We start from the raw sequence: 12,753 nt of genomic DNA, 5'->3' as shown, positions 1-12,753 counted from the left end.
ATGCCTTTGTATTGACGCAACTCAATACGCAGCCCGCAAAACATTGCTACCCTTGTTTGGCCGCCAGTAAAGATGGCCATTGTTGAACAGCGTAAAACCATGTAGTGATGTTATTAGCATTAGCCTGTATTTTTTGCATGCCTTATTTCCGGCCACCGCAGGTGCACCAGCAATTTTATGCGAGCACTAATTTGCCCAGCACCGTCCTGATTGGCCAACCCGGCATCATGGATGTAAAAACAAGGTAACCGAACACACGGCACAACTGGCTGCAAAGGGGCCTTTTATTGGTCCCTAACAAAGCCACAGCCACTTGAGGTGCCTTTTAATACTGCCCATAAAAAAGGGCCTGCACCTGCAGACCCTTTTCAAATATCCTGATTCTTTTATTCGATCACTTTATACATCATGCCTGCATCCAGGCGGTCGGTAAGCGCCATGCCGTTGAGGATGGCTGTTTCCTCCATGCGTGCCTGCGGCACCCGGTGCTGTTGCAGGGCGGCCTGTAGCGTCATGCCCGATGCCGCGGTCTTGATGCGCACCCTTTGCGGCTGTTTGTTCAGCTTCGATGCATCGGTGAGTTGCCTGAAGCCCTGCATGGTGCTTTGAAAAAGCGCCGAGTAGTTGGCAAAATTGGCCGCACTGCTCAGGCCCACCAGGTGATACACGGCACCGCCGTACTGGATAAAATAATTGAGGGTGCGTACGCCTGCCGCCTGTTGGGTTTGCTGCTGTTGTTGCTGCGCCTGCTGGTCGGCCACCACTGCAATGGCGGGCAGCCCGTTTACCGATACTTCACGGCTTTCCAGCGGTTTCAGGTTGTATTGCTGCAAGGCGGTTTGCGCAGCCTGCTGCAGGTTGTTGCCCGGAGCCAGCAGCAAAATCATGGCTGCACGGCCATTGGGCTCGCCCCATTGCACCTGTTGCGGCGAGTTGGCATAGCGCCAGCCCGATGGGGCAGCCAGTTGAAACTTCATTTCGGGGTGATAAAAAACGCCGCCTTCCATAAAGCCACCTTTCGGATCTTCGCCATAAATAATGCCGTCGATGCGGCGCAGGTACTCGTTGCGGCCCACTTTGTAATTGGTACCGGGTGTTTTAGCTTTCCACTCACGGGCCAGTTGGGCCACTGTGGCATTGCGTTCGCCCGGGTCGGGGTGGGTAGATAAAAAGTTGGGCAATTCCTCGGCGCCGCTGGCCTGGCTTTGGCGCTTGAGGGTATTGAAAAAGCCTGCCATTTCGGTGGCGTCGTATCCTATTTTGGTGCTGTACTCCACACCCAGCTGATCCGATTCACGTTCGGCATCGCGGCCAAATTTCAGGAACAGCAGGCTTAGGCCCTGCATGGCCTGCTCACCCATTTGGGCCACGGTGGGTGACAGGATCATGCCGCCAATCAGGCCAATTTGCCCCAGGATCTGTTTGCTTTGCTGCGATACGGTGTGGCGGGCCGTGATGTGGCCAATTTCGTGGCCCAGCACGCCGGCAAATTCTGCCTCATTGTTGAATGCGGCCATGATGCCGCGGGTAAAATATACATAGCCACCCGGCACGGCAAAGGCGTTGAGGATGTCGGAATCAACAATGCGGAACTGGTAGTTGAGGCCGGGCCGGTGCGACACGGCAGCCATTTGTTTACCTTTTTCGTTGATAAAAGCCTGTAGTGCCTGGTTCTCGTACAAACCATACTGGGCAATGATTTGCGGGTCGGCCTCTTTGCCCATGGCTATTTCCTGCTCTTCCGAAATAAAGGCCACCTGGCGTTTGCCGGTTACGGGGTTGCGGGCACAGTTTTCAAACACAAGCGGCACTGCGGCAATCAGCGCTGCAAGGCAAATGGTTTTCATATGCCGGGGTTTCTGTTTCATGCTATTTTAGATTGAGGGTTTTCGGCTGCAAAATATGCAACAGCAATGCCACGGACAGCAGTCGGAAGTCAGAAGTCTGAAGTCGGCAGGGAAACGTCAGGCAGCTGTCTTCGGACATCCGACATCTGACTTCCGACTTGCCAGCCATTTTCCCGACATTTGTGGCCTCAAAAAAACTCTTTTCCCGATATGAAATTTCGCAACTTCAAAATGGTGGACTACGTGGTGTATGGCCGCGGTTCCTTTGATCAGCTCGACGAAATTCTGGCGCCGCACAGAAAAGAAGGCCAGCCCATGGTGTTTTTGGTAGACCACTTTTTTGAAGGCAAACCGCTGGTGGCCCGCATTCCGCTGCGCGGCAACGATAAAGTAATTTTTGCCGACGTAACCTACGAGCCCAAAACTACGCAGGTAGATGGTCTGGCGCAAAGCCTGAAGGACGAGTTTGGACAGGTGAGCGGCGTTATTGGCATTGGCGGCGGCAGCACCATGGACCTGGCCAAAGCTGTTTCGCTGATGATGACCAACCCCGGCTCCTCGGCCGACTACCAGGGCTGGGACCTGGTAAAAATGCCCGGCGTGTACAAAGCCGGCATCCCCACCCTCAGCGGCACCGGCGCTGAAGTAAGCCGCACCACGGTACTTACCGGCCCCACCCGCAAACTGGGCATGAACTCCGATTTTACCCCATTTGACCAAATAGTGCTGGACCCCGAACTGACCACCAACGCTCCGGCCAACCAGCGTTTTTATACCGGCATGGATTGTTACATCCATTGCATCGAAAGCCTGCAGGGCACTTACCTCAACGAGTTCAGCAAAAGCTACGGCGAAAAAGCCCTGGAGTTGTGCCAGTACATTTTCCTGGAAAAAGATACCTGGGACGAGGAGTGCGACGATAAACTGATGATGGCTTCATACGCCGGCGGTATGAGCATTGCCTACAGCCAGGTGGGCGTGGCGCATGCCGTAAGCTATGGCCTCAGTTACCTGCTGGGCACCAAGCACGGTGTGGGCAACTGCATTGTAATGAACCACCTCGAAGACTATTACCCGCAAGGCGTGGCCGAGTTTAAGCGCATGGTGGAAAAGGGCGGCTTTGATATTCCGCAGGGCATTACCAAAGGCCTCACCGATGAGCAGTTTGATAAAATGATCGATGTATCGCTGGGCATGAAGCCGCTGTGGGAAAACGCATTGGGCAAGGATTGGGAACAAATCATGACCCGCGAAAAACTGCGGGCACTGTACGAAAAGCTTTAAGCTTAATTCAAAAGTAAAAAGTCGAAATTCAAAAATGCGTTGTACCATTAGCGCACCCTTTTGCATTTTGACTTTTTACTTTTGAATTTCTATGAGCCCTGAAAAATACCTGCGTTACCTGGTTCCTTCGGTATTGTTTGGCACCCAGCGTACCAAGCAAATATTGCAGGCCACACCCAGCGATGACATTACCCGCACCGACGCCGAACGTACCCAGATTACGGTGTACAACTACGATGCGGCCAACCTGCACCAAACCGAGCTGAAGGCGGTGCACGAAAGCTTCGACTTTCGGGACAACGACCAGGTAAGCTGGATCAACATCGACGGGCTGCGCAAAAGCGACGTAGAAACCATTGGGCTGCATTTTGGTATCCATCACCTCATCATCGAAGATATTTTAAGCCTGCACCAGCGCCCTAAGATGGACGAGGTAGAAGGAACGCTGTACTGCCTGCTCAACATGCTGTACTACAACGACAAGCAGCACGCCGTGGAGCAGGAGCAGGTAAGCATTGTGTTGGGTAAAAACTTTGTGCTCACGTTCCAGGAAGATCCCAGCCGCGATGTGTTTGACCCCATCCGCGACAAGCTGCGCCTGGCCACCAGCAAGCTGCGCCAGCGTGGGGCCGATTACCTCTGCTACACGATGCTTGACCTCATTGTAGACAATTATTTTATTGTCATGGAAAAGCTGGGCGACCGCATTGAGCATGCCGAAGAAGAAGTGATACGCAACAGCAATACCCGCTCCCTGGCCCGCATCAACTACCTGCGCAAGGAGCTGATTGTTTTAAAAAGAAACATCGCCCCGGTACGCGACCTTATCGGTGGCATTATTCGCTCCGAAAGCGAACTGCTCGACGACCGCACCACCAAGTATTTTAAAGACGTTTACGACCACATCATACAGGCATACGACCTCAGCGAAAACTACCGCGACATCATGATTTCGATGCAGGACCTGTATGTAAACAACGTGAACCTGAAGATGAACGAGGTAATGAAGGTAATGGCCATTGTTACCTGCCTGATGGCGCCGGCCACCGTTATCGGCGGCGTGTTTGGAATGAACTTCGACGTGATTCCCACCGCCCACAACCAGTGGGGTTTTTACACTGCCGTGGGTGCCATGCTGCTGATACCTGTGGCCATGCTGGTGATGTTCAAACGGCGCGGCTGGTTTTAAAATGAAAACGGATAGCAGCCGCCTGCCATACATCGGTTCGGGGCTGTACATTCATGAGGGTATTTATGAATATGCTGCGTTGATCATTAACTTACAATCGAATTGAGAAGTATTTATTTATTTCATGTTTGGTAATCCACATGACGAAAAGACTGAGATGGCAGAAAAAGTTTAATCTTTGAAAAGTTTCCTTCTGCGTACAAATCAAAGTCCACATTAAGGTTTAAGGCTGCAAGTCTTTTTATTACTCTTTTGTCAAGGTGGTGACCGCCAAGCATTGTATTTCCATTATGAAATATTGTTATTGCTTGAACCTGAACAGAGGCACTCTCCGTTAGTTTTACAATGCCCTCTTTGTCTTGTTCTAAAAAATTAAGGAGTTTATGAAGTTTGTCTTCAAATTCGTCCGGTTCAGGATTGGGCTCAAAATGAAGTGCCGAAAAATTATAAAATGATTTCCCTGATTTTCTTGTTTCGCCTTTGCTCCAACCCTTTGTTGGCTTAAGGATTGTCAATGATGAAAGTGCTTCAAAACTCAAATCGTAGGATATGACGTTTAAATAGACGGCGTTGTAATTTTCAGTTGCAACAGCCCGAATAGAAACTACTGGATTGGTGTCAAGCCAGACAGCTAAATAAAACTTCTCACCTACGATTGGGAAATAAACAATTGCAGTTCCGTCAAGAGCTTCGGTGTCTACTCGCAGTATCTGCGGTTTATTGTCAGTATAAACAACTTCATGAATTTCTAAAAGCTGTTGTGTGGTGTCAAATCTCTTTGATTGGAGTTCTTCTATTGCTCTTTCAATAATTAAATTATCTGCCATTCTATTTCTGCCAACATTTACTTTTTCAGCTGCCCCTGCAAACTATCGGCATAAGTAAACCGCTGCAGGCTGGCTTCTTCCAGATTAATGCGCACCAAAATAGGCCTGATGGTGTTGGGGCTGAGGCTTTCGGCGCCGCCCAGCAACACGGTGTTATCATCGAGCCATTTGCCCTCGCGGATGGTGGTGGCCGGCCCGCTGAAGAAAATGCGGGTACGCATGTTTGTTTGCAGGTCAATCACGCCAATTTCGGTATCGGGTCCGGCAGGCTCCAGCACGGGCTGCCCGCCCCCTTTTTTGATGATGTAGTTGTACGAAACCATGTCGATGGCTTTGCTGCTGTCCTTGTTGTACACCAGGTAGGGGCGAAAAGGTTCCAGCTCTTCCGGTGCAAAAAAACGCGGCGGCAGGGGCGTGGCAGTGCCGCCTTCCGTTTCCTGGAACAGGGCCGGGTCAAACGAGGCGTCCTGCGATTTCAGCAAAGTGTACAGTTCGGGAAATGCACTTTTTGCCCAGGCCGCTTCTGTTTCTTCCGCTGCAGCAACGGTGTCGATGCCTTCATTTTTGGTGCCTGCATTATTGCCACAGGCGGTAAGCAGCAGTGCGGAGAGGAGGACAAAAAAAGTTGGTTTCATACATGCATGTTTGTAGTGTGCGGCGCTGAACACCGCGCAATAATAGGGCAAAATAAAAGGAGCCGTGCCGCTCCTTATTTTTTCTTGTAAATGGGCACTGTGCTGCAGGGCTCGCCATACATGATGCTTTTGGCCACCGGCCGCAACACCTTGGTGATGGCTGCATACGCCACGTTATCGATGGGCGTTTCGCCGCAGCCTTTTACCACAATGCGCTGCTCGGTGTACGGCTCCACCGCCACGCCTTCAATATTTTTCAGCAACAGGTGTTTGTGCATTTCCTCGGCGGTGCCCAAAAACACGTCTTTGGCTACCGGCTCGAGGTAAGTTACTGCCAGCATAAACGCCCATACCGGAATGATGGCATCGGTGGTGCAGGTAACAGCTACATTTTGTCCTTCAAACTCCTCCCAGGTGCGGGCTTTCAGTGCCTCGCGGTAATCTTTTTCTTTCAGGATCAGCCCCATGAAGAGGAAATCCTTCAGGTCAAATACCTTGATCTCGCCTTTGGGCAGAAACTGCCCCAGGTCGAGGGTAATGAGGCCGCTGTTGGCCACTTTGTTTACCAATAGATCGCTCATGGTGCAAAGGTAACCAGTGATGGGCAGGATTGGATAAGGATTAACAGGATCTGTTGTGGTGGATTGCTGTTGCTGCGGGAAAGTGGTTGTTCCGTCATTGCGAGGCGCAGCGGCCGCGTTGTAGTTGGTTGTGTTTGCGGCGCCGAAGCAATCTCCTTTGGGGCCGGCTGGCACACCCTGCAGTTGGCAATTAGACCCGAATGGCAGTGGGAGATTGCTTCGGCGCACTGGTGCGCTTAAGAACGTAGCCACCGCGGCGCCTCGCAATGACCGACCTATAAGCCTCGCAATGACGGCGTTTTGCAACAAACCCTAAGAACTATGATCCGCCACGATCTTCCAATCCCGGCCAAAGCGGCGGAGCAGCAGCGTAAAATGCCCACTAAGGTTGCCGGCGGTTCGCTGCAGCATCCATTTGCCCACCACAAAATAATGGTCCGCCGAAAGGCGCCTGAACTCCAGCAGGTTGAAATTGAGTTGGCCCATGGCTGCGGTATCGGGGTAGCCGCGTTTGTAATTATCGAGGGTGGCTTGCCAGCCGCGGGTGGGCCCGCTTTTGCCTACAAACAGCAGCGAGTCGCTTTTCCAATAGGTTTGCATAAAGCCTTCCAGGTCGCCGCGGTTCCAGGCAGCGGTTTGCTGCGCCATCAGGCCCCGGATGGCCGCTTCATCGGTTTGGGCAAAAAGGGCAGAGCTGCAAAAAAGCCCGAGCAAAAGCATCATTGTTTTCATAAAAATGGCGTGCAGGGTGGCAGGCAGCGCCGTATTGGGCATTCCGCTCCCTTTTTGTTGGTAAATTTGCACCTATTATGAAATCCCGCAAGCCCATTTTCTACATTATTTTCTTTGCCATTCTCGTTGTTGGATTTTTCCTGGCCCTTTCGGCTGTTATTCCTGGTTTTTCCAAAGTAACCATTCCGCCCATCGGCCAGGTGCAGCCTTTTGTTTTTGAAAACCAGGACGGGCAGCCCGTAACCGAAAAAGATATTGCCGGCAAGGTGGTGGCAGTGGAGTATTTTTTTACTACCTGCAAAGGCATTTGCCCCAAAATGAACCGCAACCTGCGGGTTGTGTACGATGAATTTAAAGACCAACCCGGGTTTATGATCCTGTCGCACACCAGCGACCCCGCTACCGACTCGGCAGCCCGCCTGAAGCGCTATGCCGACTCAATGGGGGTAAATACGCGGCAGTGGGTGTTTCTGACCGGCCGAAAGGACAGCCTGTACAACCTGGCGCGGCATGCCTATAAAATTGATGATCCGCGCAACGACGTATCGAACGTGGAAGATGATTTTTTGCATACGCAGTTTATAGCGCTGGTAAACCGGCAGGGCAACGTGGTAAAAATTTATGATGGCCTGAAGCCCAGCGAAATGAAAGAACTGAGCCGGGAGATCAAAAAGCTGCTGGAGCAGCAAAGCTGACGGGATTGACGATTTACGATTTTGAATTGACGAATTTGAGGTCTCACGAAATTAAAGTCCTTTTGAGTTAAGCCCAATCGTCATTCGTAAATCGGCAATCGTAAATTGAACATGTATTAATCATGAGCACTACAGAAACCATCATACAGGAAACTAAAATAGCCGACCTGCTGCGGCGCAAAAACCTGAGCGTAACAGACAGCCGCAAAAAAATACTGTCCTTATTTATGAACAGCCATGATGCATTGGCGCATGGCGATATTGAAAAAAAAGCCGGCGAAAAATTCGACCGTGTAACCATTTACCGCACCCTGCAAACCTTTGAAGAAAAAGGCATTGTACACTCCATACCCACTGCCGACAACATGGTGCGTTATGCGCTTTGCCGCGACTGTACCGAGCACCATCACCACGACGATCACGTGCATTTTATCTGCGCCAGCTGTAATGTTACTACCTGTCTCGATCATGTAGTGTCGCCTGCAATGGATTTACCAAAAGGCTATGTTGCACAAAATGTGCAGGTGGTGATTCATGGGGTTTGTAACAATTGCAATAAGTAGGTGTGGGAGTCAATAATTACTTCGATTGTCAATCGTAATTACTGCGCCTCCTGCCGTTGATTGTATGGAATATAGTTTTGCCAGTGCCACGGTGTAAACGTATCACCGATGGCTGTTGCCAGCAACTCTTTAAAAATACTTTCCCCGTTATCGCTGTTGCTCATGATAATGATGCCGGTTCCGCTTTTTGGAAAAATAATGGAGTAATGCTGAAAGCCATCGCCATGACCTTCCTTGAATGCGCCCCAGCCGTAAGGCGATTTGAGCAGTCCCCAACCCAGCCCATAGCTCAATTCAATGTGATCATTTGCAGCAGTATCAACCTGGCTGAACGGGCCAAACTGCTGCACCGATCGTAGCCTGATTTGTGGTGTAAACATTTGTTGTGTAGTAGCTGGCTTTAGTATGCGTTTGTTAAGTACAGCGCTGGTAAAAAGTATATAATCCTGCAATGTTGTTTCCAGTGTGCTAGCAGATCGTGGTTCGTTGTCTTTGTCTTTTTCATACAGTTCGCCATCGCTTTTATGGCCCATACAATAGTCCGCTTCAAATGCTGGCTGCCAGGTATACGATGAACGGGTCATGCCCAGTGGGGCAAAAATTTTTTCCTGCATCAGTTGCTCTAATGGCCTGCCCAGCATGTGCTCCAGCACTACCTGCAGGTACACCAGGCCTTCGCCGGAATAATGATACTTCGAGCCGGGTGTAAATTTTATCCGCAACTTTTGATCGGGCTCAAACCAGCGCCAGTTGGGCATTCCGGAGGTGTGGTCGAGGCACATTCTTGCCGTTATTTTTTGATACAGCGTGTCCGTTTTCAGATCGCTGTAGTTGTCGTGCCATTTCTTTGTGGGTGTAAAATCGTAAATGGGTTTGGGCAAATACGCCTGCAGTGGTTTATCTAAATCCAGCACACCTTCTTCCACCAGTTTCATTACCAACACTGCAAAAACGGCCTTGCTGAGCGATGCGCCATATATGTTGGTAGTAGGTGTAATGGGCGCTTTTGTGTGTAGGTTTTTATAGCCAAAAGTTTTGGTGTATACCGGCTTGCGGTTGTTGAATACGGCAACGGCCAATCCTTGCACATGGCCGGCTTGCATCAGTGCCTGTATCTTTTGGTCCAGTGCCTGCACACTGATTTTACTGTTGTCGAGTTTGGCCACGCTTTGTGCCCGAACATCAGCCAGTGAAGCAATGTACAAGAGCAGGAAGAGCAGGGTTTTAGTACGCATGATTTGTGAATTATAATTGGGTGTAGTGTTCTTATCGGGAAGCAGCAAGCTTATTGGATGGGCGATTTATTTACTTAGAATTGATGCGGTAAATTATTGTTCGGCTGGGTTTGAAAAAAACAACAGCCGGCTTTGGGTATCGTTAATAAGTCATTGCTACCTGCTTTGCAATAGCCAAAATATGTTCGTCATCGGTGCCGCAACAACCACCAAAAACGTTTAGGTGTGGAAACAGATCTTTGAGTTTTTTATACTCATTCCCAAGGTCATGCGGATTGCCCCTGTCCAGTTCTGTAGCTTCATCCAGTTCGGCATGGCTTTTACAAGATGCATTTGCGCGGATCCCTCTGATGCGGCTCATCCAGCCCTGCTCTTTGCTTTGCATTAATTGCTTTGAAAAATGTGTGGGATGGGCGCAGTTGATCATATAATAGATTGGTGGCTCTAATGTACTATTGTCGACCAATTCAATGGCTTCTGGTAAACTAATTCCCTCGGGAAGCGTTCCGTCCGTTTCTAGCGTAAACGAAATCACTGCCGGGAGGCTAACAGCGCTTGCTGCATTGACAATGCCAATGGCTTCTGCTGCATAGTTCATTGTAATTGCCGAAATCATATCAACCCCGGTTTTGCTCAGCACCGCTATTTGGCCGGCGTGGTATTGTGCAGCTTCTTCAGCGGTCATTATTTGGGTTGGGATGTAACCATCGCCGCGTGGCCCGATACAGCCGCTGATCAGAACATGGGGTACATCGTTATGCACTTCATTTTTTAGCGAAAAGAGGAGCTGCACTGCTTGCTCATTTACATCCACCAATGCATTGGGCGGATAACCAATTTTAGCCATCCAATCGGGGTTGGCACGCCATGTAGGGCTTTCCAGAATAAATCCTGTTTTAAAGCTTTTGGCGATGTTCAGGTAACGTTTGTAATAATCTTTGATGGCCCTGTATCCTTGTTCGTTTTTCAAAAGATCGAAGGCAGCAAAACAAGGAAACTCGTAGCCCTCAATAAATACCAGTGTTGTTTCCAGTCCGCCGTCGGTTAAAAACAACTCGTTTGATACATGGGGTAGTGCTGTTTTATGGATGGCCATGGTTATGGTTTTTTAAGTGCACCGGATAAAGGCATCGTCATGATGCGGAAGTCATTATCCGTGCCCGTTAATGCATAATATAGCTACGTTTTGCCGCAATTAAAACTGCCTGCTTCCCATGCTGCAATCTGTTTCTTTGATGCCAGCACACGCCAACTGGCTTCCAGTATTTCCTGCAGCAGCTTTTTATTGTATCCCTCAAGCCACATGGCTATGTATGGATAAGGCTTGAAATGTTCGGGCAGGTGAAAAATTTCGGGGTGGCTGTCGATGTATTGATCCCTGAGATCAAACGTGAGCCGGATGGAAAAGAATGCGCCACTATCGTGGAGCCGGCACATCAGCTTGCCCCGCACTTTAATGGATGGTGTGCCTTCGTGTGATGTGCTTTCTTCTGTGCCGGGAAAGCGGAGTGCAATATCGCGCAGGGGCTCAAAGTCGGCGTAGTTGAAGCGCGGTGGCTTGGCGTTCATGTGGATGGTTTTAAAGTGTGCTGCTGCACCAGATTTCTGCATGATCGAAACAGTGTCACGTTATTCAAGGTAATAATTGCAAAAGGAAAAACTGCGGGATGCCTTACAGTTTTTACATTGCTAAAACCACAACCTGCCTATGTTTTGGATAAAAATATAAGTAGCTTCATTAAAACTATTGCATGAAAAAGACCCTGATTGTTTGCAGCTTTCTGATGGCGCTTATTTGCGCCCATGCGCAAGGCAAAACACCTTCAGCTGCAGAAGTGCTGCAGCCGGTGTATGCGCAGGCCGCACAAGAAAGCAAAAATGTGCTGCTGATTTTTCATGCATCCTGGTGCGGCTGGTGCCACGCAATGGACACATCGTTGCAAGACAAAGCCGTTAAGCCCCTGATCGATAAAAACTATGTAACCACGCACCTCACGGTGTACGAATCGAAGGATAAAAAAGCATTGGAAAATCCCGGCGCATTAGAGCTGCTGCAACGAAACGGCGGGGGTGATGACCAAGGCATTCCTTATTGGTTGGTGATGGATAAAAATGGAAAAGTATTGGCCAACTCGCAGTACAAACCCGGAAGCAACAGCGGCTGCCCTGCTAATGAAGTGGAAGTGGCTTATTTCATCAGTGTGCTGCGCAGAACATCTTCGCTGAATGAAGACCAATTAAAAGTGATTGAGAAAAGGTTTCGGATGAATGAGCGGTGAGGAATGGAACAAGGAATTTTCTATGAACCATTTTACCACAAATGCTCGACCTCGTAAGCCGTAAAATGTTGGTCTTTTGTAATAAGGGTCATTCCACCATTAATTGCTTGTGCAATGATGATCCGGTCAAATGGATCGCGGTGGTGAAAAGGCAGCGTGGATATAAGAAGCGTATCTTCTAAAGTGATTGGCAATAGTTCAAATCCGTTGGCAGCAATTTGACCATGGATGTGATGCAATGAAGTACGTAATTCAAGCTTGCCCAGGCTAATCTTTATCGCCATTTCCCACAAGCTTGCAATGCTTATAAAATTGGTTGTGCCTGCTGCCTCGATTTTCGTTTTGGCATTTGGAGAAATAAGTTCACTCCCAGCAAGAAACCAAAGTATGGTATGAGTGTCTAAAAGATTCCGCTGCATCAGGTGGTGTACTCTTTGAAATCATCAAGTGGTTCATCAAAGTCTGGGTGCATGATAATAAGGCCCTTGGCACTGCCAAAAACCGGTGTGGGCTTTTGCGCCTGTTGCTTTGATTTTAATGCGAGAAAGTCGATAAAATCACCAACCTCTGACTTTAAATGATCAGGCAAAGCGGATAGCTTGTTGTATAAGGTTAGATTATCCACGGCAAAAAGTTATCATTTCAAATTTAACCAAACATCACATAAGACCGGCCAGCCATTTCTGTGAACTTGTTCGCTTTGTCTTAAAGTTTTCTTTAGGCATTCGATGGGCAAGTTTAGTTATGACGCTGCACGGAGTATATCATTTAAGTAAATGGAACTGTGGTAAAATGGTTCCATTCTTGATGTCGAAGCCTATTGCCAATCAAACATTCAAGGTAAAAAACCAAAAGCCCCGCATCACAAGGCTTTTCCATAAAAAAA

At 49.2% G+C, this 12,753-nt stretch carries 16 protein-coding genes; 6 read left to right on the top strand and 10 right to left on the bottom strand.

Features of this window, described 5'->3' with window-relative positions:
* The first annotated feature begins 107 nt into the window (after window positions 1-107).
* Entirely contained in the window at window positions 108-248 is a 141-nt protein-coding gene (locus DRJ53_RS21350; protein WP_155523225.1) for a hypothetical protein, read from the top strand.
* 138 nt (window positions 249-386) lie between these two features.
* Here DRJ53_RS21350 and DRJ53_RS18265 read toward each other — a convergent pair whose 3' ends face one another.
* Window positions 387-1,868 carry a M48 family metalloprotease gene (locus DRJ53_RS18265; RefSeq protein ID WP_204743275.1) on the bottom strand — a complete coding sequence of 494 codons (1,482 nt, stop codon included), beginning with the start codon at window positions 1,866-1,868 and terminating at the stop codon, window positions 387-389.
* 189 nt (window positions 1,869-2,057) lie between these two features.
* On the opposite strand from DRJ53_RS18265, the gene DRJ53_RS18260 reads away from it, so the two are divergent.
* Both DRJ53_RS18260 and corA read left to right on the top strand, forming a co-directional pair.
* Entirely contained in the window at window positions 2,058-3,131 is a 1,074-nt protein-coding gene (locus tag DRJ53_RS18260; RefSeq protein ID WP_114237100.1) for an iron-containing alcohol dehydrogenase family protein, read from the top strand.
* 91 nt (window positions 3,132-3,222) lie between these two features.
* The gene (gene corA / locus DRJ53_RS18255; protein ID WP_241558615.1) at window positions 3,223-4,320 is read left to right on the top strand and encodes a magnesium/cobalt transporter CorA; all 1,098 of its coding nucleotides are present in this window, start codon (window positions 3,223-3,225) and stop codon (window positions 4,318-4,320) included.
* A 122-nt stretch (window positions 4,321-4,442) separates the two neighbouring features.
* Here the strand turns inward: corA and DRJ53_RS18250 are convergent, their stop codons facing one another.
* From DRJ53_RS18250 to DRJ53_RS18235, 4 genes are all read right to left on the bottom strand, one after another.
* Window positions 4,443-5,147, bottom strand: a complete 705-nt coding sequence (locus DRJ53_RS18250; protein ID WP_114237098.1) for a DUF4279 domain-containing protein — start codon at window positions 5,145-5,147, stop codon at window positions 4,443-4,445.
* A 17-nt stretch (window positions 5,148-5,164) separates the two neighbouring features.
* Complete coding sequence (locus DRJ53_RS18245) at window positions 5,165-5,782, bottom strand: hypothetical protein (RefSeq protein WP_123893688.1); 618 nt, start codon at window positions 5,780-5,782, stop codon at window positions 5,165-5,167.
* A 74-nt stretch (window positions 5,783-5,856) separates the two neighbouring features.
* Entirely contained in the window at window positions 5,857-6,537 is a 681-nt protein-coding gene (locus DRJ53_RS18240; protein WP_241558613.1) for a DUF2480 family protein, read from the bottom strand.
* Window positions 6,538-6,675: 138 nt separating this feature from the next.
* Window positions 6,676-7,137: a YybH family protein gene (locus DRJ53_RS18235; protein ID WP_241558611.1), complete on the bottom strand. Its 462-nt coding sequence runs from the start codon at window positions 7,135-7,137 to the stop codon at window positions 6,676-6,678.
* A 35-nt stretch (window positions 7,138-7,172) separates the two neighbouring features.
* Between DRJ53_RS18235 and DRJ53_RS18230 the strand changes: the two genes are divergently transcribed.
* The gene (locus DRJ53_RS18230) at window positions 7,173-7,790 is read left to right on the top strand and encodes an SCO family protein (protein WP_114237096.1); all 618 of its coding nucleotides are present in this window, start codon (window positions 7,173-7,175) and stop codon (window positions 7,788-7,790) included.
* A 122-nt stretch (window positions 7,791-7,912) separates the two neighbouring features.
* On the top strand, window positions 7,913-8,353 hold the full coding sequence (locus DRJ53_RS18225) for a Fur family transcriptional regulator (RefSeq protein WP_114237095.1): 441 nt from the start codon (window positions 7,913-7,915) through the stop codon (window positions 8,351-8,353).
* 38 nt (window positions 8,354-8,391) lie between these two features.
* Here DRJ53_RS18225 and DRJ53_RS18220 read toward each other — a convergent pair whose 3' ends face one another.
* The 3 genes from DRJ53_RS18220 to DRJ53_RS18210 form a co-directional block, all read right to left on the bottom strand.
* Entirely contained in the window at window positions 8,392-9,588 is a 1,197-nt protein-coding gene (locus DRJ53_RS18220) for a serine hydrolase domain-containing protein (protein ID WP_114237094.1), read from the bottom strand.
* Between the two features lie 142 nt (window positions 9,589-9,730).
* Entirely contained in the window at window positions 9,731-10,684 is a 954-nt protein-coding gene (locus tag DRJ53_RS18215) for a homocysteine S-methyltransferase family protein (protein ID WP_114237093.1), read from the bottom strand.
* 83 nt (window positions 10,685-10,767) lie between these two features.
* On the bottom strand, window positions 10,768-11,157 hold the full coding sequence (locus DRJ53_RS18210) for an MmcQ/YjbR family DNA-binding protein (RefSeq protein ID WP_162303921.1): 390 nt from the start codon (window positions 11,155-11,157) through the stop codon (window positions 10,768-10,770).
* 182 nt (window positions 11,158-11,339) lie between these two features.
* Here DRJ53_RS18210 and DRJ53_RS18205 point away from each other — a divergent pair, with 182 nt between their 5' ends.
* Window positions 11,340-11,867: a thioredoxin family protein gene (locus DRJ53_RS18205; protein WP_114237091.1), complete on the top strand. Its 528-nt coding sequence runs from the start codon at window positions 11,340-11,342 to the stop codon at window positions 11,865-11,867.
* Window positions 11,868-11,899: 32 nt separating this feature from the next.
* Here DRJ53_RS18205 and DRJ53_RS18200 read toward each other — a convergent pair whose 3' ends face one another.
* On the bottom strand, window positions 11,900-12,286 hold the full coding sequence (locus DRJ53_RS18200) for a type II toxin-antitoxin system VapC family toxin (protein ID WP_114237090.1): 387 nt from the start codon (window positions 12,284-12,286) through the stop codon (window positions 11,900-11,902).
* The gene (gene vapB / locus DRJ53_RS18195) at window positions 12,286-12,492 is read right to left on the bottom strand and encodes a type II toxin-antitoxin system VapB family antitoxin (protein WP_114237089.1); all 207 of its coding nucleotides are present in this window, start codon (window positions 12,490-12,492) and stop codon (window positions 12,286-12,288) included. The genes DRJ53_RS18200 and vapB overlap by 1 nt, the downstream gene beginning before the upstream one ends.
* Window positions 12,493-12,753: the final 261 nt, after the last annotated feature.

It is taken from the genome of Paracnuella aquatica (assembly GCF_003332885.2).
Taxonomy (GTDB): domain Bacteria; phylum Bacteroidota; class Bacteroidia; order Chitinophagales; family Chitinophagaceae; genus Flavisolibacter; species Flavisolibacter aquaticus.
Note: the sequence above shows the minus strand (reverse complement) of the source record. Positions and strands in the feature narration are given on the sequence as shown.

Bases quoted from the DNA above. Each gene is read 5' to 3' on its own strand.
- DRJ53_RS21350 (WP_155523225.1), top strand. From the start codon at position 108: ATGTTATTAGCATTAGCCTGTATTTTTTGCATGCCTTATTTCCGGCCA.
- DRJ53_RS18265 (WP_204743275.1), bottom strand. From the start codon at position 1,868: ATGAAACAGAAACCCCGGCATATGAAAACCATTTGCCTTGCAGCGCTG.
- DRJ53_RS18260 (WP_114237100.1), top strand. From the start codon at position 2,058: ATGAAATTTCGCAACTTCAAAATGGTGGACTACGTGGTGTATGGCCGC.
- corA (WP_241558615.1), top strand. From the start codon at position 3,223: ATGAGCCCTGAAAAATACCTGCGTTACCTGGTTCCTTCGGTATTGTTT.
- DRJ53_RS18250 (WP_114237098.1), bottom strand. From the start codon at position 5,147: ATGGCAGATAATTTAATTATTGAAAGAGCAATAGAAGAACTCCAATCA.
- DRJ53_RS18245 (WP_123893688.1), bottom strand. From the start codon at position 5,782: ATGAAACCAACTTTTTTTGTCCTCCTCTCCGCACTGCTGCTTACCGCC.
- DRJ53_RS18235 (WP_241558611.1), bottom strand. From the start codon at position 7,137: ATGCCCAATACGGCGCTGCCTGCCACCCTGCACGCCATTTTTATGAAA.
- DRJ53_RS18230 (WP_114237096.1), top strand. From the start codon at position 7,173: ATGAAATCCCGCAAGCCCATTTTCTACATTATTTTCTTTGCCATTCTC.
- DRJ53_RS18225 (WP_114237095.1), top strand. From the start codon at position 7,913: ATGAGCACTACAGAAACCATCATACAGGAAACTAAAATAGCCGACCTG.
- DRJ53_RS18220 (WP_114237094.1), bottom strand. From the start codon at position 9,588: ATGCGTACTAAAACCCTGCTCTTCCTGCTCTTGTACATTGCTTCACTG.
- DRJ53_RS18215 (WP_114237093.1), bottom strand. From the start codon at position 10,684: ATGGCCATCCATAAAACAGCACTACCCCATGTATCAAACGAGTTGTTT.
- DRJ53_RS18210 (WP_162303921.1), bottom strand. From the start codon at position 11,157: ATGAACGCCAAGCCACCGCGCTTCAACTACGCCGACTTTGAGCCCCTG.
- DRJ53_RS18205 (WP_114237091.1), top strand. From the start codon at position 11,340: ATGAAAAAGACCCTGATTGTTTGCAGCTTTCTGATGGCGCTTATTTGC.
- DRJ53_RS18200 (WP_114237090.1), bottom strand. From the start codon at position 12,286: ATGCAGCGGAATCTTTTAGACACTCATACCATACTTTGGTTTCTTGCT.